21 protein-coding genes are annotated in these 22,886 nt (G+C 34.4%); 17 read left to right on the forward strand and 4 right to left on the reverse strand.

Annotated elements, in window-relative coordinates; all coding sequences use genetic code 11:
* The first annotated feature begins 191 nt into the window (after window positions 1–191).
* The 4 genes from argJ to NSA01_RS08155 all read left to right on the forward strand — a co-directional run bounded on the left by argJ (window position 192) and on the right by NSA01_RS08155 (window position 4,240).
* Window positions 192–1,412, forward strand: a complete 1,221-nt coding sequence (argJ, locus tag NSA01_RS08140; RefSeq protein ID WP_117532038.1) for a bifunctional ornithine acetyltransferase/N-acetylglutamate synthase — start codon at window positions 192–194, stop codon at window positions 1,410–1,412.
* Entirely contained in the window at window positions 1,412–2,266 is an 855-nt protein-coding gene (gene argB / locus NSA01_RS08145) for an acetylglutamate kinase (protein WP_257480978.1), read from the forward strand. The genes argJ and argB overlap by 1 nt, the downstream gene beginning before the upstream one ends.
* Window positions 2,267–2,269: 3 nt before the next feature.
* The gene (locus NSA01_RS08150; RefSeq protein WP_257480979.1) at window positions 2,270–3,451 is read left to right on the forward strand and encodes an aspartate aminotransferase family protein; all 1,182 of its coding nucleotides are present in this window, start codon (window positions 2,270–2,272) and stop codon (window positions 3,449–3,451) included.
* 252 nt (window positions 3,452–3,703) lie between these two features.
* Window positions 3,704–4,240, forward strand: a complete 537-nt coding sequence (locus tag NSA01_RS08155) for a cell division protein ZapA (protein ID WP_007049350.1) — start codon at window positions 3,704–3,706, stop codon at window positions 4,238–4,240.
* Between the two features lie 45 nt (window positions 4,241–4,285).
* Here the strand turns inward: NSA01_RS08155 and pflA are convergent, their stop codons facing one another.
* The 3 genes from pflA to NSA01_RS08170 form a co-directional block, all read right to left on the reverse strand.
* Entirely contained in the window at window positions 4,286–4,993 is a 708-nt protein-coding gene (pflA, locus tag NSA01_RS08160) for a pyruvate formate-lyase-activating protein (protein ID WP_257480980.1), read from the reverse strand.
* 73 nt (window positions 4,994–5,066) lie between these two features.
* Window positions 5,067–7,298: a formate C-acetyltransferase gene (gene pflB / locus NSA01_RS08165; protein WP_257480981.1), complete on the reverse strand. Its 2,232-nt coding sequence runs from the start codon at window positions 7,296–7,298 to the stop codon at window positions 5,067–5,069.
* 172 nt (window positions 7,299–7,470) lie between these two features.
* Window positions 7,471–7,647, reverse strand: coding sequence for a hypothetical protein (locus tag NSA01_RS08170; RefSeq protein WP_007049347.1), 177 nt, complete (start codon window positions 7,645–7,647; stop codon window positions 7,471–7,473).
* A gap of 227 nt (window positions 7,648–7,874) precedes the next feature.
* Between NSA01_RS08170 and NSA01_RS08175 the strand changes: the two genes are divergently transcribed.
* Window positions 7,875–8,663, forward strand: coding sequence for a hypothetical protein (locus NSA01_RS08175; RefSeq protein ID WP_257480982.1), 789 nt, complete (start codon window positions 7,875–7,877; stop codon window positions 8,661–8,663).
* A 21-nt stretch (window positions 8,664–8,684) separates the two neighbouring features.
* Window positions 8,685–9,914, forward strand: coding sequence for a phage major capsid protein (locus NSA01_RS08180; protein ID WP_257480983.1), 1,230 nt, complete (start codon window positions 8,685–8,687; stop codon window positions 9,912–9,914).
* A 31-nt stretch (window positions 9,915–9,945) separates the two neighbouring features.
* Here the strand turns inward: NSA01_RS08180 and NSA01_RS08185 are convergent, their stop codons facing one another.
* Window positions 9,946–11,337, reverse strand: coding sequence for a leucine-rich repeat domain-containing protein (locus tag NSA01_RS08185; RefSeq protein WP_257480984.1), 1,392 nt, complete (start codon window positions 11,335–11,337; stop codon window positions 9,946–9,948).
* Between the two features lie 211 nt (window positions 11,338–11,548).
* Here NSA01_RS08185 and NSA01_RS08190 point away from each other — a divergent pair, with 211 nt between their 5' ends.
* From NSA01_RS08190 to NSA01_RS08240, 11 genes are all read left to right on the forward strand, one after another.
* Window positions 11,549–11,923: a GntR family transcriptional regulator gene (locus NSA01_RS08190; protein ID WP_257480985.1), complete on the forward strand. Its 375-nt coding sequence runs from the start codon at window positions 11,549–11,551 to the stop codon at window positions 11,921–11,923.
* Complete coding sequence (locus NSA01_RS08195) at window positions 11,916–12,614, forward strand: ABC transporter ATP-binding protein (RefSeq protein WP_257480986.1); 699 nt, start codon at window positions 11,916–11,918, stop codon at window positions 12,612–12,614. The genes NSA01_RS08190 and NSA01_RS08195 overlap by 8 nt, the downstream gene beginning before the upstream one ends.
* On the forward strand, window positions 12,608–13,423 hold the full coding sequence (locus NSA01_RS08200; RefSeq protein ID WP_257480987.1) for a hypothetical protein: 816 nt from the start codon (window positions 12,608–12,610) through the stop codon (window positions 13,421–13,423). Before NSA01_RS08195 ends, NSA01_RS08200 begins: the two co-directional genes overlap by 7 nt.
* A gap of 800 nt (window positions 13,424–14,223) precedes the next feature.
* Complete coding sequence (locus tag NSA01_RS08205; protein WP_257480988.1) at window positions 14,224–15,459, forward strand: DUF1015 domain-containing protein; 1,236 nt, start codon at window positions 14,224–14,226, stop codon at window positions 15,457–15,459.
* 44 nt (window positions 15,460–15,503) lie between these two features.
* Window positions 15,504–16,592: a 3-phosphoserine/phosphohydroxythreonine transaminase gene (gene serC / locus NSA01_RS08210; RefSeq protein WP_257480989.1), complete on the forward strand. Its 1,089-nt coding sequence runs from the start codon at window positions 15,504–15,506 to the stop codon at window positions 16,590–16,592.
* 297 nt (window positions 16,593–16,889) lie between these two features.
* Window positions 16,890–17,903 carry a type I glyceraldehyde-3-phosphate dehydrogenase gene (gap, locus tag NSA01_RS08215; protein ID WP_257480990.1) on the forward strand — a complete coding sequence of 338 codons (1,014 nt, stop codon included), beginning with the start codon at window positions 16,890–16,892 and terminating at the stop codon, window positions 17,901–17,903.
* Between the two features lie 97 nt (window positions 17,904–18,000).
* A complete protein-coding gene (locus NSA01_RS08220) occupies window positions 18,001–19,206 on the forward strand; it encodes a phosphoglycerate kinase (RefSeq protein WP_117532061.1) in 1,206 nt (401 codons plus the stop codon).
* Window positions 19,207–19,236: 30 nt separating this feature from the next.
* Window positions 19,237–19,992: a triose-phosphate isomerase gene (gene tpiA / locus NSA01_RS08225; RefSeq protein WP_257480991.1), complete on the forward strand. Its 756-nt coding sequence runs from the start codon at window positions 19,237–19,239 to the stop codon at window positions 19,990–19,992.
* A gap of 10 nt (window positions 19,993–20,002) precedes the next feature.
* The gene (gpmI, locus tag NSA01_RS08230; protein ID WP_257480992.1) at window positions 20,003–21,514 is read left to right on the forward strand and encodes a 2,3-bisphosphoglycerate-independent phosphoglycerate mutase; all 1,512 of its coding nucleotides are present in this window, start codon (window positions 20,003–20,005) and stop codon (window positions 21,512–21,514) included.
* Between the two features lie 376 nt (window positions 21,515–21,890).
* Window positions 21,891–22,361: a DUF5684 domain-containing protein gene (locus NSA01_RS08235; RefSeq protein ID WP_257480993.1), complete on the forward strand. Its 471-nt coding sequence runs from the start codon at window positions 21,891–21,893 to the stop codon at window positions 22,359–22,361.
* Window positions 22,361–22,879, forward strand: a complete 519-nt coding sequence (locus NSA01_RS08240) for a DUF5684 domain-containing protein (protein ID WP_257480994.1) — start codon at window positions 22,361–22,363, stop codon at window positions 22,877–22,879. The genes NSA01_RS08235 and NSA01_RS08240 overlap by 1 nt, the downstream gene beginning before the upstream one ends.
* Window positions 22,880–22,886: the final 7 nt, after the last annotated feature.

Genomic DNA, 22,886 nt, shown 5'->3' on the forward strand with positions numbered 1-22,886 from the left:
CAGAGATTTTTAGGATATATGAGAGCGTTTTAAGCCTTCACGGCGTATGAGTGAAAGATTTTTATCCAATATTTTTATCTTTGGAAAAATATTGGCGGGTCGTAGGGCGGAGCCCTGCATTGAGTTTTAAGGGTTAATCCCTTGTAGGAATTGTAAGGCTCAGCCTTACAAATAATAGTAAGGAGTAAAAAATGAAAACAGAAAAAGGATGCGTTGTTGCACCAAAAGGATTTTATGCTGCCGGCAAATCTACGGGACTTAAGAGAAAGAGAAAAGATATGTCTCTTATATATTCCGAGAAACCATGTAATGTCGCGGCAGTATTTACTACCAATGAGGTAAAGGCTTCAAGCGTACTTCACAATATGGAATTATATAATAAAGGCAAAAAAGCCAGAGCCATAATAATAAACAGTGGGAATGCAAATGCCTGCACGGGAGAAGAAGGACTTAACAATACATATAAAATGGCTGAAGAGACGGCAGCTTGTCTTGCTTTGAAACCTGAAGACGTATATGTCAATTCTACGGGAGTCATCGGAGTTCAGCTTCCTATGGATACCATTATTATGGGGATAAGAGAAGTTTCTCTTGCTCTCGATGATGATATAGTTTCAGGGATAAACTGTGCGGAAGGTATCCTTACGACGGATACTTTTATAAAAGATAAGGCGGTTGAAATAATAATAGATGATAAGAAAGTCAAAATAGGAGGCATTGCCAAGGGGTCGGGAATGATACATCCGAATATGGCGACTATGCTTTCCTTTATCACTACAGATGTAAACATAGACGACGCTACTTTTAAAGAACTTTTAAAAGAAATAGCCGACGATACATATAACATGATTTCCGTCGACGGAGATACTTCCACAAACGACAGCGTTATAGCCCTCGCAAACGGAATGGCGGGAAACGAACTTCTTACAAAAGAACATAAGGATTATAATGTGTTCAAAGACGCATTTACTTTTGTATGCAAACATCTTGCAACTCAAATCGTAAAAGACGGAGAGGGTGCTACGAAGTTCATGGCTGTAAATGTATTAAATGCCGATACAAAAGAAAATGCTAAGAAGATAGCCAAGAGCATCATAGGTTCTTCCCTTGTTAAGACGGCGTTCTTCGGAGAAGACGCGAACTGGGGCAGAATACTTTGTGCCGCAGGATACTCGGGGGTAAAGTTCAATCCTAATATAGTAACTCTTTCCTTTAAAAGTGCAAAAGGGGAAATCGAACTTTATAAAGACGGGATAGCCCTTGATTTTGATGAAGAAAAAGCTCTTGAGATACTGCAGCAGGTTGAATTGGAAATAGATATAAACATGAATATGGGAAATGAAAAGGCAACTGCATGGGGCTGTGATTTAAGCTACGAATATGTAAAAATAAACGGAGAGTACAGAAGCTGATGGACGATAAATATATGGAAAAAGCCAATATTTTAATAGAAGCTCTTCCTTACATAAAAGAGTTTTACGGTGAGATAGTGGTAATCAAATACGGCGGAGCGGCACTGGTAGATAAAGAAATGGAAGCCAGTGTGATAAATGATATCGCTCTTATGAAGCTTGTCGGTATAATGCCTGTGATAGTTCACGGCGGCGGAAAAGATATAAATAAGATGTTAGATAGGGTCGGTAAAGAACATAAGTTTATAAACGGACTTAGGTATACCGACAATGAAACTATGGATATAGTACAGATGGTCCTTGCCGGAGGGGTAAATAAAGACTTGGTTTCCCTCTTTACAAATCAGGGAATGAATGCCATAGGTATTTCGGGACAGGACGGTCATATACTGGAAGTCGAAAAACATACTCCGGGAGGAGACGATATAGGATATGTAGGTAAGATAAAAAGCGTAAATCCTATGCTTATAGCAAAACTTATCGATGATGATTTCATTCCTATCATAGCGCCTGTTGGTGTTGATGAGACGGGACACAGCTACAATATCAATGCGGATTTTGTTGCCTGTCATGTGGCGAGTGCACTGAGTGCAAAGAAACTACTGTTTATGTCGGATATAGAAGGAGTCCTCGATAAGGATAAAAAGCTTATCAGGCAGATAAATATAGGAGATGTACAAGGTCTTATAGACGACGGCACGATAGACGGAGGAATGATACCGAAGATTAAGGGTGCCAAAGAAAGCGTTGAAAACGGCGTTGAAGGCGTACATATAATAGACGGAAGAGTCGAACATAGTTTATTAATAGAATTATTTACAAACTATGGGATAGGAACGATGATCAAGGAGTAAGAAATGGAAGATATAATTAAGACCGGAAATGAAGTTTTAATGAATACATATGGAAGGATCCCTGTAGTCTTCGACAGAGGAGAAGGGGTTTATCTATATGACGATAAAGGAAATAAGTATCTTGATTTTGTAGCGGGCATAGCGGTAAATGCTCTCGGATATAACGATGAAGGGCTTAATAATGCTTTGAATGAGCAGATGAAGAAATTCTACCATGTTTCAAACCTTTATTATACAAAGCCGAACGTAGAAGCTGCAAAACTTTTAGTGGATAACAGCAAGCTGGACAGAGTATTTTTCTGTAACTCGGGAGCTGAGGCTACCGAAGCTGCTTTAAAGTTATCAAGACTTTACGCTTATAAATTCAAGAATAAAGAAACCAAAATAATAGCAATGAAAAATTCTTTTCACGGCAGGACTTTCGGTTCCATAACCGCAACGGGACAGCTTAAGTATCAAAAGGGGCTCGGACCTATTTTGCCCGATGTCACTCATGTTGATTTTATGGACTTTGAAGCCCTTGAAAAGGAAGCGAGAAGCGGTGCCTGCGGTATAATCCTTGAACCGGTTCAGGGTGAAGGGGGCATAAGACCCGCAACGAAAGAGTTTTTACAAAAGGTAAGAAACTTATGTGATGAGCTGGATATACTTCTTATCTTTGACGAAGTCCAGTGCGGTATCGGAAGGAGCGGATATTTATTTGCTTATGAATATTTTGACGTCGTTCCCGATGTCGTGGCAATGGCTAAAGGTCTCGGGGGAGGTTTTCCTATAGGTGCGATTTTAGTAAGCGAAGATAAGGCGAAAGGGTTTGAGCCGGGAAATCACGCTTCTACCTTCGGAGGGAATGCGCTTGCTTCTACCGCAAGCAAATATGTTATAAACAAAATCTTAAACGAAGGTATCCTTGATAATGTAAAAGAACAAGGTAAATATTTGAAATCAAAGCTTGAGGGTCTAAAAGAAAAATATCCTTTCATATCAGATGTAAGGGGAGTAGGTCTTATGCTTGGTATGGAACTTGATTTCTCTGTTTCGGATATTATAAATAAAGCTCTTGAAAAAGGACTTCTGCTGCTTAATTCCGGAACGAACATAATAAGGTTTGTACCGCCTCTTATTATTTCCAAAGAGGACATTGATAAATGCATTGAAATACTTGACAGTATCTTGAGTGAAGTATAAATATTGATTTAAAAGTAAACTTTAATATAAAATATTTAAAGTAAATTTGATAAAAATATTACACTAATAAACGTAATAGTATATATAATACGTAATAAATATTATTTAATGTTATATATACGATTAAAAGAGAAAAAATTATGCAATTTTCTAATTTTTTCTTTTTTTTATAGTAAACTTTGTGGTATTATATATTTATATATTGTATTTTGATAAATTTATATATTTTTGTAAAGTGAATGGGTGATAGAGATGGAAGAAAAAAACACACCAAAGAATAGAGTCGTTGTTAATATTCTAGGTACTAATTACACTATAATAACAGATAATGATGAAGACAGCTTAAAGAAAGTTGCAGGCTTTGTAGATGAACTCATCAAGGAAGTAAAGAAAAACAATCCTTATATGAATCCTTATACGGCTGCAGTGTTATCTTCACTTAACTTATGCGAAGAATTATTCTCCTTAAAGGATGAGGTGGAAGACCTCAGAAAAGACAAGGAAGAATATGAAATACTTACCGATTACAAGGAAAAATTGATGTCAGCTTTGGAAGAAGCCGAAGCAAACGAAGCAAAAAGACTTTCCATGCAGTATAAGTATGAAAAACTTGAAATCGAGAATGAAGAATTGAAAGATTTACTTGAAGAGTATAAGGAAAAGTTCACATCTATGAGAAGTGAAATAGAACTCAACAGAAGGTCTATAAGCGAACTTCAAAATAAACTTCTTGAAAATCAAATTGAACTTGTAAAAGCAAGAAAGAATATACTCGATTATTCAAGCTAGGTATAAAAAATAAAAAGCTTTCCAATTTTGAAAGCTTTTTTTTATTTAATATTTTACCATGCTATTTAATCTATCCAGTTTAGCTTTATCCATAGGTTTTACGTCTTTTAATTTATAGTCCATTCCCAGTTTTTCGTATTTGTTTATTGCCATGTTATGATATCCCAAAAGTTCCACTTTTTCTACATTTTTTATTTGTTTTATAAATTCATTCAAACTCTCAATGTATTCTTCGTTATCATTTATACCCGGGATTATTACTTGTCTTATCCAAACTTTTTTACCAAGTTCATTTATATCTTCGATGATTTTAAACAGTGTTTCCTGACTTCTGCTGGTTATTTTAGTAAACTGCTTGGGATTTGTGTGTTTTATATCCAAAAGTATCAAGTCCGCTTGGTTTATTGCCTCATGTGAGAATTCATCGTAATACGTCCCGCTTATATCTATGGCACAGTTTATGTTTTCCTTTTTAAGTGCTTTTATTGCTTCGATAAGGAATTCGCCTTGAAGTAAAGGTTCTCCTCCCGAGAATGTCACTCCGCCGTCGTCACCGTAGTAGGGGATGCCTCTTTTAGCTCTTTTAACTAAAGTTTCTGCATCTACTTCACTTCCGGCTCCTATTTTCCAGCTGTCGGGATTGTGACAGTAAAGACATCTCGCCGGACACCCCTGCAGAAAAAAAACCGTCCTTATTCCCGGACCGTCTACGGCTCCGAATGTTTCTATGGAATGTAATCTGCCTTTAACCATTTTTCTATCCTCTTATAATAATTCTTAATTAAGAAATGATACCGGACATAAGACCGGTATCATTTAATTCAGATTATAAACTTTCGTGGAAAGTTCTTTCTATAACTTCTTTTTGGTGAGCTTTTGACAGTGCGTTAAATCTTACCGCATAACCGGAAACTCTGACCGTTAAGCTTGGATATTTATCAGGGTTTTCATAAGCGTCCATCAATAATTCTTTATTTAGAACATTTACGTTTAAGTGATGAGCACCTTGATTGAAATATCCGCTTAGTAATTTAACCAATGTTTCATTTCTTGACTTTTTATCCTTGCCCAGTGAATCGGGAGTGATGCTGAATGTATTTGAAATACCGTCCTGACATGTATCCCATTTGATTTTTGATACCGAGTTAAGTGAAGCTATCGCTCCTGTGTTATCTCTGCAGTGCATAGGATTGGCTCCCGGTGCGAAAGGTGTTCCCGCTCTTCTTCCGTCAGGAGTGTTACCAGTCTTCTTGCCATACATTACGTTTGAAGTGATTGTTAAGATAGATAGAGTATGAACCGCATTTCTGTATGAAGGATGTTTTCTAAGCTCTTCGATAACTTTTTCTGTTATTTTAACTGCTATTTCATCTACTCTGTCATCGTCATTCCCGTATTTAGGGAAGTCGCCTTCTGTTTTGTAATCTACGATAAGTCCGTTTTCGTCTCTGATTGGAGTTACTTTCGCATATTTGATTGCTGATAATGAATCTGTTGCAACGGATAATCCCGCAACACCGAAAGCAATAAGTCTTTTTACTTCGGAGTCGAGGAATGCCATTTGGCTCTTTTCAAAGTCGTATTTATCATGCATGTAGTGGATTATATTCATTGTATTTACATATAGTCCCATGAAGAATTCTATGTATTCCATATATCTCTTCCATGCATCGTCAAAGTCTATAGGACCGTCTCCCACAGGTTCCATTTGAGGTCCCATGCTGTCTCCTGTCTTTTCTTCTTTACCTCCGTTTAGAGAAAGTAAAAGTATCTTTGCAAGGTTACATCTTGCTCCGAAGAACTGTATCTGCTGTCCCATTTGAATAGCGGATACACAGCATGCGATAGAGTAGTCGTCACCGCAGTGAGGTCTCATTACATCGTCATTTTCATATTGTATTGAGTCTGTATCTATTGAAACCTGTGCACAGAATTTCTTGAACGGTTCAGGAAGTTTTTCAGACCATAATACAGTCAAGTTAGGTTCAGGTGCGGCTCCGAGGTTATATAGAGTATTTAATATCCTGTAAGAGTTTTTCGTTACTCTGTGTCTTCCGTCTTCGCCGACCCCTGCGATACCTTCCGTTATCCACATTGGGTCTCCTCCGAAGAGTTCATTATATTCATTCGTTCTAAGGTGTCTTGCAACTCTTAGTTTTAAAATGAAGTCATCCATGATTTCCTGAATCTGTTCTTCATTGTAGTTTCCTTCGGCCAAATCTCTTTCAGCGTAGATATCAAGGAAAGTAGAAATCCTTCCTATTGACATAGCTGCTCCGTTTTCTTCTTTGATACCCGCAAGGTAAGCAAAGTATGTCCACTGAACCGCTTCCTTGAAATCTTTGGCAGGTTTTGAAATATCATAACCGTATTTTTCTGCCATTTTTTTGATTTCTTTCAATGCGTCTATTTCGTGTGAAATCTCTTCCGCAACTCTTATATTTTCTTCAAGCATTACCGGTCTTGAAGAAACTTCGTCGTGGTCTTTTTTCTTTTCTTCGATAAGTCTGTCTATACCATATAAGGCACATCTTCTGTAGTCTCCGATTATCCTTCCTCTTCCGTAAGCGTCGGGAAGACCTGTCAAATAGCCCAAGTGACGAGCTTTTTTGATATCCGGAGAGTAAGCCTTGAATACGCCGTCATTATGTGTAGTGATATAATTAAACATATCATCTATTTCTTTTGGAAGCTCTGCGCCGTATTCTTTAAGCTCGGATTTTACCATTCTTATCCCTCCGAACGGACAAATACCTCTCTTTAAAGGTTCATCTGTTTGAAGTCCTACTATTATATCTTTTCCTTCTATTATATATCCCGGATCAAAAGCATTTACTCTCATGATCTTAGATGCATCAACTTTTAAAGTACCGCCATTTTTTCTTTCTTCGACTAAAAGTTCTTTAACTCTTTCGTTACATTCCGTGGTCCTTTTTGTAGGTCCTTTAAGAAAACTTTCGTCTCCGTCATATGGGGTATAGTTTATCTTAATAAAATCATCAACGTTGATATTATCATTCCATAAACCTTCTTTAAATCCATCCCATTGTTTAAACATTATATTTCCTCCATATAAATATTTTATATCTATTTTATTTAATAATAAAATAAAACCGAAAATATTTTCAAAAAAATTTAGCATTTTTCTTATTCTATCTTCGGTCTAATAATACTCTATTTTAGCATATATAGTCAAATCTTTTTTATATTTTTCTACATATTGGTATAAATTATTTACTCATGATAACGGTAACTTTGCTTGCACGTTGATATTTGTTCTCTTTACCGTCTTTTATATCCTGCTCTGATACAAAAACATCCACCAGATCATATCCTTTTTCGTCCATCTCATTAAGGTAATTTTGCAGTTTGCTCATAAATAAATCTCTTTCAACGATATATTTCATCCTCACTATCCCCCTAAAAATTTAAATTTATTATATATCCCACATACACAATTTAATATAAATATATCACAATAATAAATCCGTGTAAACTTGTAAAATACAAGTTTAATTCATTTTTAATCAATTTTTTATCACTTATTCACAATTGTAACAATTTAATACTGATTTAATTCATTTATTTTTGATTATATTTAGATAGAAGTATTTAACTGAGAGGAGGTGGAGAAATGATTGATTATAATATTTCAAATATGCAGCTGTTTGCAGATGATAAGAAAAAAATCAAAAATCCCATAAATCAAAAAAACAGTAAGGATTTTCAGGGTGAAACCGATAACAAAGAAAATGATAAAAAGAAAGAGGATGTCAAACCTACAAAAGAAAATACCAAAGACGAAAATATAAAGAATAATGAAAAAAATATAGACAGTACAAAAGTTAAAAAGTCTTTGGAAGAAAATGTTGAACAAGAGAAAGACATCGATGAAGAGAGTGAGTATTCATCTAAGGAAAATCTCGAAGTAGTGAGCTTGAAATTTAGGATAAGAGAGCTTGAAGAAGAAAATAACAAGTTAAGTAAAGAAAAATCCGAAATTGAAAAAGGTTATATATTTAAAGAAAATATAGCGAAGTTAAGAGAAAAATATGAGGATTTTAAGAGTCTGGAAAGCAGCATTTTAAAGAAAATCGATACCGAAGTCATAAATATTGACGGCGAAAAGGTTAAGTACTTATATGAAAGCGGATATGACGGTTTGATTGCGGCGTATAACATGTGCAAGTATTCAGTGGAAGAACTTCCGGATATAGAAGATTATATCGAAAAGAATATAGATAAGATAGCACAAAATGAAATGGTAAAGAATGTGGTAATAGAAAACTATCTTAAAGATTTGGATGAAATGAAAATGCCTCTGGTCTTTAAAGATGAAGACGGTTATACATCTTATACCAAAAAGGAAGAACCAAAAAACTTTGCAGACGCAGCAAAATTATTTTTAAAATCCCTTGAATAAATATAAAAGGAGTGTGATTATATGTCAGTTACAACAACTAAAAGTGCAGATCAAGCACTTAAATCTTATTTTTTATCCCCTGTAAGAGCATCTTTGAATGAAGACTCGGGTCCGTTTTTTGCAATGATTACCCGTAACAGCGAAGATGTCGAAGGGGGAAATATCAAAATGGCCCTTCAGTACGGAAGACACGGCGGTATAGGAAACAGAAGCGAAGACGGGCTTCTTCCTACCGCAAATGCAAGAAAATATGTACAGGCTACTTGGGAAACAAAGAACCTGTTTGCGGTTTTAAGTATTTCGTCTAAACTCATCAAAGCTTCCAGAACGGATAAAGGGAGCTTTGCAAATATGCTTACCGCACAAATGCAGGATCTGCTTACAGACGCAAAGGATAATATCAGAAGACAGTATTTGTCAGACGGTTCGGGTAAAGTGACATGCATAAAGAAGAATGACAGTACATGGGTATATAAAAAAGGTGAAGCGACCGTAAATGTCGAAAACAGCAAATATTTTTATCCCGGTCAATTTATTGATATAATCGATAACAGTGAAAATAAGGAATTTGCGGATATGGAAGCTTTGGAAATCAAGGATGTAGATTATAAAGCAAATACCATTATATTGAATTTACCTTCCGATTTGACTGTTGAGTCCAATGCATCGGGAACTGTATCAGCGGATTATATCGTCTTTACCGGAAACAAAGATATGGAACTAACGGGTATCGACTCGGTATTCAATAGCCCTAATCTTTACGGTATAGACAGGACCGCAAATTCATGGTTTAACGCAAATAAAATAGCAGCGGAGGAAGCAGACGGTGCTCATCCTTTAACGGAAATGGATATGCAGTACGCTATTGATTTATGTGAAGAACAAATGGGTTCCACTATAGATTATATCCATACTACCTATGGAGGTGCCAGAGCATTCCAAAATCTATATCAGTCTTATAAAAGAAATATCGAATACACGGATATCAAAGGCGGGTATAAGACGATGTCTTTTGCGGGTATACCTATTTTTAAAGAAAGATATTTAAAAGAGGGGACAATGGACTTTATCTCAACCAAAGATTTCTCTCTATTCCAATTAGACGACTTTGACTGGATGCAAAAAGACGGAGGGATATTACATAGAGTGGATAATACTCCGGTGTATCAGGCAGTCCTTGAAATGTACTGCGATATAGGATGTGCAAAACCGAAAGGTCAGGCAAGATTATTCGGCTTTGATGAAATGTAATAAAAAAGGAAGATATATATCTTCCTTTTTTTTAATATTCTGCATCAATATTTTTTGTATTTATTTTATTTTCATCCGCATATCTTAATGCATAAGAATTATATGGAGCATATATAACTACATTTTTGCTGTCATCAAAAACGGTCTTTCCTATGAAACCTAAATTATATGACGGTGCAATAAATTTAGTGAGTTTAGGACAGTTGCTGAATGCTTTTTTATTTATATTTGTCACACCTGTACCCAAATCAACCTCTGTAAGGTTAGTACAGTCCGCAAAAGCATAGTCTCTGATATAATTTACACCTTTGGGCATAGTTACTTTATTTAAACTTACACAGCCCCTGAATACTGAAGCTCCCATAATTTCGATCGAATCGGGAAGGTCAATGTTTTTAAGCATAGTACAATTTTCAAAAGCATTTGCTTTTATTTCCGTTAAGCTGTCGGATAATTTTACATCGGTTAAACTTTCGCATTCTGCGAATGCATTTTTGCTTATGGTATTTGTTCCCTTTAACGTAACATTTGATAAGCTTACGCTGCCGTAGAAAGCTTCACTTCCTATAGTAGATACTTTCTTTGGTATTTCAATACTTTTTAAACGTTTTGTATTATAAAAAGACAAAGCACCTATTTTTTTCAGTTTTTTAGGAAGTGTTATCGTTTCGAGATTTTTATTCCCATAAAAAGCAGAATTTTGTATAGTCGTAGTTTTTTCATTGACAGTATAGCTAGCTGAATCTTTACCGGAAGGATACGCTATTAATGTTTTTTCATCTTTACTATATAATACTCCGTCTATGCTCTTAAAATATTTATTGTTATCAGCTACGGTAAACGATGTAAGATTTGAACAATTTGTAAATGCATTGCTTCCTATTTCCTTAAGGGTTGAGGGAAGTGTAACTGTACTCATTGTACTGTTTAAAAATGCACTCTCTTCTATTTTTTTGCATCCTTCTTCGATAATTACATTTTCTAAATTCAAACAGCTGGAAAATGCATAAGTATTTATTTTTTTACATCCCTTTATTGTTAGATCTTCAAGTTCACTGCAATTATAAAAAGCAAAATCTCCTATCGTTTCTACCGATTTTGGGATCACGATACTTTTTGCAGGTACATTTTTAAATGCTTCATCTTGTATACTTACAACCGGACAGTCTTTTATCTTATCGGGAATAACAAGACTTTTTATACTTTCCTCTGTTGTATTGTATGACATTATATATGCTTTTTTATTTTTTATCCTATACGTATATCCGTTTTCTTTTCCCTGGGTTACGTTCGTTATACTGTCACCGACTTCTCTTGTGGTTTCTTCATCGGTTGTGTCGGGCTTTGCAAAAGTAATTGATGGTATTAATAATAAAGTCATTAGAATAATTGATATTAAAGTGATTTTTTTATTTCTTTTCATTATCTATACTTCCTTTTTATATTCAAATCATTTTACCATATTTATGTAATTATTTAAATATATTATTTCTTAATTTCATTATATTTTCATTTTAAATTATTATTCATATTTAAAATTTAATATTTTTCAAAAAGGTATTGACAAAATATAAATACCATTGTATTATTGTATTAGTTAATTAATACAATAATACAAGAAAGGACGGACAAATATGGAATGGGAATTTAAAAGTGACAGACCTATATATCTGCAATTAGCTTCATATATAGAAAGAGATATACTTAAAGGAAAATACAAGGCATCCGACAAACTTGCATCGGTCAGAGAATTTGCAAGTATAGCAAATGTAAATCCAAATACTGTTCAGAAAGCCTTCAGTGAACTTGAAAAAAACAACATAGTTTTTTCTTCAAGGACCAGCGGAAGATTTGTGACGGAAGACGAAAATGTAATTAAGGAGAGAAGAAAATTGTTAGCCAGAGAATATGTAGATGATTTTTTACTTAAGATGAGAGAGATCGGTTTTAAAGACGAAGATATCATATCTGTAATAAAAGAAGCTGTGGGAGGGAAAAAAGATGAGTAATTTGATTGAAATTAAAAACTTATTCAAGGAATACAACGAAATACTTGCTCTAAATAATGTTACTTTAAGTATCCCGAAGGGTAAGATAGTAGGTCTTCTTGGTCCTAACGGGAGCGGTAAGACTACTCTTATAAAGTTAATGAACAAACTTCTTGTTCCTTCCGGGGGAGAGATCATGATAGACGGTATGAAACCGGGGATAGAAACAAAAGAGATAATTTCTTATCTTCCCGACAAAAGCTATTTAAATGAATGGATGAGAGTAGATGAACTAATGGACTTCTTTGAAGACTTTTATAATGATTTCAATAAAAAGAAAGCTTACAAAATGCTTGAAAGTCTTAAAATAAATCCTACCGACAAACTTAAGACCATGTCAAAGGGTACAAAAGAAAAGGTTCAGCTTATTCTGGTAATGAGCAGAGAAGCCAGAGTTTATCTTTTAGACGAACCTATCGGGGGAGTCGATCCCGCAAGCAGAGATTATATATTAAATACCATTATAAATAACTACTCGGAAGATTCTACGGTGATTATTTCAACTCATTTGATTTCCGATATAGAAAAGGTATTGGATGAAGTTATTTTTCTAAAAAACGGACAGGTAGTTTTAAATGGTGACGCAGATAAAATAAGGGAAGAAAAAGGAATGTCTATCGACAATCTATTTAGGGAGGAATTCAGATGTTAAGAAAATTAATGAAATATGAATTTAAAGCGACAAAAAGATTGATGCTTCCTGCAATTATTGTTTTATTACTTATATCAATATTTAACGGATTATTCTTCGGGGTTATCGAACCTCATATAAGCGAAAACAATATTTTTATCAATCTTTTCGGCGGTGTAGGAATGACAGCATATATTTTGGGTATCATAGGCATATTTATATTATCGGCTTTACTTGGTATTTTCAGATTTTATAAATCTGATTTATCAAACGAGGGATATTTGACTCATACACTTCCTATAACAGTAGCTAAAGAAATATTGAGCAAAATTATAATAAGCACATTTTGGATTATAGTAACGGGGATAGTAGTATTGTTTTCTATCTTTGTAGTTGTTATGGTTTCGGGCTCTCTTAATATCACGGATATAGACTGGGCTTCTTTCAAAGAAGTGATCAATGCTGTATTTACCAAAGAAGGCGGACTGGTATTTATGGGACTTATATATTTTGTTATCATTATGATACTTGGATGTTCATCAAAGATACTCAATGTATATGCGTCTATGGCAATAGGTTTTTCGGCTAAAAAGAATAAGATATTATGTTCATTCGGAGCATATATGGTCTTATCATTGATTTTAACTGTAATCACGACTATTGTTGGAATGTTATTTTCAAATCCTTTAACATCGATGATGAATTCATTAAACAACACTGCGGCGTTCCATTTATTATTCATCGGGATAATCTTATATATATTGATACTTAACGCTGTATATTTCTTTATAACTAAGTATATGATGGAAAACAGACTCAACTTAGAATAATTTGATTATATATTTTTAATTAATATAAAAAAGGAGCTATATTTTCTATAGCTCTTTTTGTTATTTTCAAGACATATAAAATTGGAAAACATTAAAATGAGTTTTCATTTTCTTCAAAATAGTATGTTCCCGTAAACAATATTTGAATGTAATCTAAAGCTAAAAATATGACATTAGACAAAATAATGAATATTGTAAAAATTTTCAATATATCATTTGAAGAAATGATATTATTTACTTGATATAAGATCTTAAAATTATTAAGTAAATATGATACTAAAGATAACGATATAAAAAAATGAAAAAAGTTTTTATTACACTTCATTAAATGAATTGCAGAATCCACAAAGAAACGTTTTGATTTTATAATAAAAGGATGTTTATCGGGAATGAATGTTGAAAATATAAAGATAACAGAACATATAAATGTTATTATTATAATTCCAAAAGAGGTGATCATGGAAATGTTTATAATATCCAATATTATATTTTGAAATCCTGATGAGATCAGTCCAAGTAAAGAAATATTATAGTGAAATATATTTACATTAAAAAATATAAAAACAATTAAAATAGAGTTTAGATTTATTTATATCTAACTTTTTATAATTTCTTTTGCTATATCTGCTATTGTACTCATTTTAAATTCCTTTCTTGTATAGATATAAAATAATTTTCTTTAGAAATTTTATCTTAAATTGACAAAACTTTCAACTTTTTATGAAAATTTTCTCAAAATTCTTGAAGTTATCTTTAAGTGATGATATCATTTAGTTTAATAAAAATTTTAGGAGGAGTTTATGGCAGTATTAAAACCATTTAAGGGGATAAGACCCGATGAAAAATATGTAGAAGATGTGTCCTGTCTGCCTTATGATGTAATGAACAGGGATGAAGCAAGGGAAATGGGCAAAAATGAAAAGTCCTTTTTACATATTGTACGCTCCGATATAGATCTAGACGACAGTGTAGATATTCATGATGAAAAAGTATATGAAAAAGCAAGAGAAAACTTCGATAAGTTTTTGCAAAAAGGATACTTGAAACAAGAAGATAAAGAAGTTTACTACATATATAGACAGATCATGGACGGCAGAGTGCAGACAGGTATCTGCGGATGCTGTTCCACATTCGAATACGAACAGGGGATAATCAAGAAACATGAGTTTACAAGACCCGAAAAGGAAGTGGACAGGATAAATAACTTCCTTGCGTGTTCGGCTCATACCGAACCGGTGTTCTTCGCTCACAGACATAATGAAAATGTACATAGTTTCATAGAAGATTTCACCAAGAACAATAAACCGGTATACGACTTTGTTTCCGATGACGGTATAAGCCATATATTATGGGTCGTTGACAATGAAGAAGATGTAGAAAAAGTAAGAGGATATTATAATGATATAGATTACTTATATATAGCGGACGGTCATCACAGAACAGCTTCATCTTACGAAGTGGGTAAGAGACTCAGAGAAAAAGCGGGGGATGATAAAGACAGAGAATATAACTATATATTATCCGTAGTGTTTGACAGCGATGAGCTTTCTATAATGGATTACAACAGAGTAGTAAAAAGTCTTAACGGACTTGATAAAGATGAATTCTTTAGTAAAATGAAAGAAAAATTCGAAATAAGTGAACCGAGTGATGAAATAATAAAACCAAGTAAGAAGCATGACTTTTCAATGTACGTAGAGGGTAAGTGGTATCTTATTACCGCTAAAAAAGGTACTTTTGATGAAACAAATCCTGTCAAGAGCCTTGATGCGGATATACTTCAGGAAAATCTTTTAGGTCCAATTCTTGGTATAGATGACCCAAGGACCAATGATAATATTGAATTTGTCGGAGGGATAAGAGGTTTGAAAGAATTACAGGAAAGAGCGGATAAATTCGGCGGAGCAGCTTTTGCCGTTTATCCGGTAACTATGGATGATTTATTCGGAGTAGCTGACGCAAATATGGTAATGCCTCCGAAGTCAACATGGTTCGAGCCAAAACTAAGAAGCGGATTATTCATACATAAAATATAAAATACAATAATAGTAATAATAGTAGAAAAAGGAGATAAAATTAAATGGGCAGAGTATATAACTTTTCAGCAGGTCCGGCTGTATTACCGGAAGAAGTATTAAAAGAAGCAGCGGCAGAAATGCTTGATTATAACGGAAGCGGGATGTCTGTAATGGAAATGAGTCACCGTTCGAAGTGGTTCGATGAAATCATCAAGACGGCAGAACAGGATCTAAGAGATTTAATGAACATTCCCGATAATTATAAGGTATTATTTTTACAAGGCGGTGCAAGTCAGCAATTTGCAATGATACCTATGAACCTTATGAAAAACAAAGTAGCAGATTACATAATAACAGGTCAGTGGGCAAAAAAGGCTTTTAGCGAAGCTAAAAAATACGGTAACGCTAAAGCGATTGCTTCAAGTGAAGATAAGACTTATTCATATATTCCGGATGTAAGTGATCTTGATATAGATGATGATGCGGACTATGTATACATATGTGAAAACAATACTATCTACGGAACAAAATATCATACACTTCCAAATACAAAAGGAAAAACATTGGTTTCCGATGTATCTTCATGTTTCTTATCTGAACCTGTAGACGTTGAAAAATATGGCATTATCTACGGAGGGGTACAAAAGAATATCGGTCCCGCTGGTGTTGTTATAGTAATAATCAGAGAAGACCTTATTCCGTCAGATGAAGAAATTGATGAAAAAGTCCCTACAATGCTTAGATATAAAACTCATTCTGATAATGACTCTTTATTCAACACACCTCCCGCATATGGTATTTATATCTGCGGAAAAGTATTCAAGTGGCTTAAAGGTAAAGGCGGCTTAGAAGCAATGAAAGAACACAATGAAAAGAAAGCTAAAATACTTTACGATTATTTGGATGAAAGCAAGATGTTTAAGGGCACGGTTGTAAAAGAAGACCGTTCTCTTATGAATGTTCCTTTCGTTACGGGAGATAAAGATTTAGACGCTAAATTTGTAGCCGAAGCTACAAAAGCAGGCTTCGTCAACTTAAAAGGACATAGGACCGTCGGAGGAATGCGAGCTTCCATTTATAACGCTATGCCGATAGAAGGCGTCGAAAAATTAGTGGAATTCATGAAAAAATTTGAAAAAGAGAATGCTTAAAAATAGTTTTGTTATATATTGTAAGCTTTTTTCATAATGTAAAAACGAAAAAAAGCGGGCATTTGTAACAGATTATCAAAAATAAAATGAAACAACGATAAATTTATAAAAAAGTTGTTTCATTTTTTCATTTAAATTATTGATTTTACTGATTAATTTATATATAATACTGATAAAGTTCAATTTATGCTCGAATATTGGGGCTAATTTAAACTTGCTACGTAATGAGGTCTGAAAATAAAATAAATCAAGACTTCAAAAAAATAAAATAATTATAATATTAGGAGGAATTTTATTATGGCAGTAAAAGTAGCTATTAACGGATTTGGTAGAATTGGGAGGTTAGCATTCAGACAAATGTTTGGTGCAGAAGGCTATGAAGTAGTTGCAATCAATGACCTTACATCTCCGGACATGTTAGCACATTTATTAAAATATGACTCATCACAAGGAACATACGCTCTTGCTGATAAAGTTTCAGCTACAGATGATTCAATCATCATCGACGGCAAAGAAATTAAAATCTATGCTGAAGCTGACGCTGCAAAACTTCCATGGGGAGAAATCGGTGTAGACGTAGTATTAGAATGTACAGGTTTCTATACATCTAAAGCTAAAGCAGAAGCTCACGTTAAAGCAGGTGCTAGAAAAGTTGTTATCTCTGCTCCAGCAGGTAATGACCTTCCAACAATCGTTTATAACGTAAACGAAAAAACATTAACACCTGAAGATACAGTTATCTCTGCAGCTTCTTGTACAACAAACTGTTTAGCTCCAATGGCTAAAGCTCTTAACGACTTAGCTCCAATCCAATCTGGTATCATGAGCACAATTCATGCTTACACAGGCGACCAAATGACTCTTGACGGACCACAAAGAAAAGGTGACTTCAGAAGAGCAAGAGCAGCTGCAGTTAACATCGTTCCTAACTCAACAGGTGCTGCAAAAGCTATCGGTCTTGTTATCCCTGAACTTAACGGTAAATTAATAGGTTCTGCACAAAGAGTTCCAACACCAACAGGTTCTACAACAATCTTAGTAGCTGTTGTTAAAGGTAACGTAACAGTTGAACAAATCAACGAAGCTATGAAGAACGCTCAAACTGAATCATTCGGTTACACAGAAGAAGAATTAGTATCAAGCGATATCGTAGGTATGAGATATGGTTCATTATTCGACGCTACACAAACAATGGTATCTCCAATGGAAAACGGTGATACACAAGTTCAAGTAGTATCTTGGTATGATAATGAAAATTCTTACACAAGCCAAATGGTAAGAACAATCAAATACTTCTCAGAATTAGCTTAATCAACTTAAAGTACAATTTACAAAGATCCAAAATGGGTCCGGGATCGTTACTGGCCCGGACCTTTTTATTTACAAAATTTTGAAAGGAGCATATTAGATGCTAAATAAAAAATCAGTAGATGATATAAATGTCAAAGGAAAAAAAGTATTAATAAGATGTGACTTCAATGTACCTTTAAAGGACGGAGAAATCACAGATGAAAACAGAATAAACGCTGCTCTTCCTACAATCGAAAAGGTTATGAAAGACGGCGGTAAAGTTATTTTATGTTCTCATCTCGGTAAACCAAAGGGAGAAGCTAAGCCTGAATTATCACTTGCACCTGTTGCAAAAAGATTATCTGAAAAATTAGGTAAAGAAGTTGTTTTTGCGGCTGATGATAACGTAGTAGGGGAAAATGCAAAAAAAGCAGTTGCTGACATGAAAGAAGGAGATGTAGTACTTCTTCAAAACACACGTTACAGAGCGGAAGAAACTAAAAACGGAGAAGCATTAAGCAAAGACTTAGCTTCATTATGCGATATTTTTGTTAACGACGCTTTCGGTACAGCTCACAGAGCTCACTGTTCTAACGTTGGTGTTACAGAATATGTTGACACAGCCGTTGTAGGTTATTTAATGCAAAAAGAAATCGACTTTTTAGGTAATGCGGTAAATAATCCAGAAAGACCTTTCGTAGCAATCCTCGGAGGAGCTAAAGTTGCGGATAAATTAAACGTTATCGCTAACCTTCTTGAAAAATGTGATACTTTGATCATCGGCGGAGGAATGGCTTATACATTCCTAAAAGCTAAAGGATACGAAATCGGTACTTCTTTGGTAGATGATGAAAAATTAGATTACTGTAAAGAAATGATGGAAAAAGCCGAAAAGCTTGGTAAAAAACTTTTACTTCCTATAGATACTACGATCACAAAGGATTTCCCAAATCCAATCGATGCCGAAATCGAAATCAAAGTAGTGCCTTCAAATGAAATCCCTGCTGATATGATGGGACTTGATATCGGTACCGAAACTGCAAAATTATTCGCTGACGCAGTAAAATCAGCTAAGACAGTAGTTTGGAACGGACCTATGGGTGTATTTGAAAATCCTATCCTTGCAAAAGGTACTATTTCTGTAGCAGAAGCATTAGCTGAAACAGACGCTACAACGATAATCGGGGGCGGAGATTCAGCAGCAGCCGTTAACCAACTTGGTTTCGGAGATAAGATGACTCATATCTCTACAGGCGGCGGTGCCAGCCTTGAGTTCCTTGAAGGAAAAGATCTTCCGGGCGTAGTTGCAGCAAACGATAAATAAACATTACAGATAAGTAAAAGGAGAGTATAAATGGCAAGAACAAAAGTAATAGCCGGCAACTGGAAAATGAACAAAACAGCGGCTGAAGCAAAAGAGTTTTTTAATGAATTTTTAGATAAAATCAATGTGGCAGATCCTGAAGTAGTTATCTGCCCGACTTATATGACTATCCCTGCGGCTGTGGAAGCAGCAAAAGGTTCATACGTTGGTATCGGTGCACAAAATATGTACTTCGAAGAAAGCGGTGCTTACACAGGAGAAGTAACAGCCGATATGATTATCGAAGCAGGCTGTAAATACGTTATTATCGGTCACAGCGAAAGAAGACAATACTTTAACGAAACTGATGAAGGCGTAAACTTAAAGACTAAAAAAGCTTTGGAAAAAGGCTTGATACCAATCCCTTGTGTCGGAGAAACTTTAGAAGAAAGAGAAAGCGGAAAAGCTTTTGATGTATTAAAAGAACAAACTACAAAAATGCTTGAAGGTATCTCTAAAGAAGACGCTAAGAAAATCATCCTTGCATACGAACCTGTTTGGGCTATCGGAACAGGCAAAACGGCTACCGATGAACAAGCAAACGAAGCATGCGGATATATCAGAAAACTTGTTAAAGAACTTCTCGGTGAAGAAGTTGCCGATGCAATGAGAATTCTTTACGGCGGAAGCGTTAATGCGGGTAATGTGAAAGCATTGATGTCAATGAGCGATATCGACGGCGCTTTAGTCGGCGGAGCAAGCTTAAAAGCTGATTTTGTTACTTTAGTTAATTATAAAGAAGCTTAATAGGTGGAACATGAATAAAGTATTATTAATGATATTAGACGGCTATGGCTATTCTGAAAGCCATGAAGGTAATGCAGTATATAGTGCTTCAACACCAAACTTGGATAGGATATGGGAAGATAACTCTCACTTATTCCTTAACTGCAGCGGTTTAAGCGTTGGTTTACCCGAAGGACAAATGGGTAACAGTGAAGTAGGACATTTAAACCTTGGTGCGGGAAGAGTCGTATATCAGGAACTTACGAGAATTACAAAATCAATTCAGGACGGAGATTTCTTTACTAATGAAGAATTCTTAAAAGCTGTAGAAAATGTTAAGAAGAATAACTCGGCTCTTCATTTGATGGGTCTTGTATCAGACGGCGGAGTTCATTCATCTAACGAACATTTATATGCTTTGCTTGAAATGGCTAAAAAACAAGGACTTGAAGATGTATATATCCACTGCTATATGGACGGTAGAGATACTCCTCCTATGAGCGGAAAAGGCTATATCGAAGAACTTGAAGAAAAAATCAAGCAAATCGGTGTAGGTAAAATCGCTACTGTATCGGGAAGATACTATGCAATGGACAGAGATACCAGATGGGAAAGAACAAAAAAAGCATATGACGCTTTGGTTTACGGTATCGGAGAAAAAGCAGACAGTGCAGCTGATGCTATGCAGGCTTCTTATGACGCCGATACTACAGATGAATTCGTACTTCCTACGATAGTTGGTGAAGGCGCTAAAATCTCTAAGAATGACAGCGTTATCTTCTTTAACTTCAGACCCGACAGAGCAAGACAAATAACAAGAGCTTTGGTAGAAGCTGATTTTGACGGATTTGACAGAGAAGAAGACTTGAATTTGACATTTGTTACATTTACAAATTATGATGCAAGCTTTAAAAATGTACTAATCGCATTCAAACCTCAAGTTATCACAAACACATTAGGTGAATATTTAAGCGATAACGGATATACTCAGCTAAGGATCGCCGAAACCGAAAAATATGCTCATGTAACTTATTTCTTCAACGGCGGTATCGAAAAAGAATACAAAGGGGAAGACAGGATACTTGTTCCGTCTCCTAAAGTAGCTACTTACGATTTAAAACCTGAAATGAGTGCTTATGAAGTAAAGGACAAGCTGGTTGAAGCAATCAACGATAAAGATTATGACTTTATTGCAGTCAACTTTGCTAACTGCGATATGGTCGGTCACACAGGCGTATTTGAAGCCGCTAAGGCTGCCGTTGAAGCAGTTGATGAATGTGTAGGTGAAGTTGAAAGTGCTGCATTGAAAAATGACTACAGCATTATAATCACAGCTGACCACGGTAATGCGGAACTTATGTCTGAAGACGGAAAACCATTTACAGCTCATACGACTAATAAAGTTAAATGTATAGTTGAAAGCAAACTAATCAAAGGTGTAGTTGAAGAAGCTGCTTTATGTGACGTTTCTCCTACAGTACTTGATTTGATGGGCATAAAACAACCGGAAGATATGACAGGTAAGTCATTTGTATTAAAATAGTTCTTATAAAGAATTATCTTATTATCCAAGGTTTAAGCCTTATTAAAAGAATTTAAAAGTCACGATAGTTCATATCGCGGCGTAATATAAAAAAGCTCCTTTTATGGGAGCTTTTTTTAATAGTTTATTATTTTCAGGGTTAAAAAATTTAATGAAATAAGATAATTTTATATTTGACCTTCTTTATGACAGTAATCAATGATAATCAAAAATAAATATCTATTTGTTAGGATATTTTGATTTTTAAAATAATACTTCTGCTTCGATTATTTTAATTTGACTTTTTTTTATCGGATAACCTTATTCTTTTTCGTTTTACTTTGTCTTATTTTGTAGTATAATGATTGTATTACATATATAAAAGAGGCGAATAGTTATGATCCTATTATTATTTAAGTATCTTTGTGATATTGATATTTTTGATAGTAGCTTTGATTACATGAAAAACTTGATTTCCAATAATGTGAATTGGGGCTACTTTATTTTATTATTTTTAATTCTTTATTTGATTTTCTATGGTGTTGTTTATTATAAATTATATGAAAAGCTCGGGTATAGAGGGATTTTATTTATAGTTCCTTTCTACTCTTTATATTTACTTATAAAAAAGGTTATTTCAGAGGATAAAGGCTGGCTTTGGATATTATGCTTTGTTCCTTATGTGAGGGATATTTTTTATATCTATTTAGATTATAAGACGGGAATATATTTTAAAAAGTTAACAGCTTTTAATATCGGGCTTATATTGCTTCCCGAAGTCTTTATTCCTATTTTGGTATTATTAAGTGATAAAAAAGAGCATTATTATGACGCAGACGATAAATATTCTATAGAAGGAGATATATAATGATTACTGAAATCATGCAGAGGATAGTGGATAACGTAGGTTTTCAGCTAACGAGTGTAGATATAGGCTGGATAGAAAGTGACAGTTTTTTTTCTCCATTTGATTTTGCAGGGATTGCTTTAACTTCAAATGATTATATCTTATTATATTTACTTATTTTTCTTATGATTTTAGAAAAGGCTGTTAAATTTTATTTAGTACTACTTCCATTTATAATACTTGGAAGATATAAGGTATTTGAAAAAGCAAATGAAAAAGGGTATAAGGCATTTATCCCTTTTTACAGCAGATATGTCCTATATAAAACGGCGATAGATAAAGGTTTATACTGCATACTTTCTTTTATCCCAATAGTAAATATAGCTGTTCATATTATGATGTGTATCGGATTATCGAGGAAGTTTGAATTGAAAAAGCCTTTTACTTTTGGATTGATATTCTTATTCCCGTTTTTCCTTATAATACTGGGATTTAATAAGAGTGAATATTTATCAATGGCTACCGATAATGATAATTAAGGTGAAA

Origin of the sequence: Anaerofustis stercorihominis (assembly GCF_024623185.1) — a bacterium.
Taxonomy (GTDB): Bacteria; Bacillota; Clostridia; order Eubacteriales; family Anaerofustaceae; genus Anaerofustis.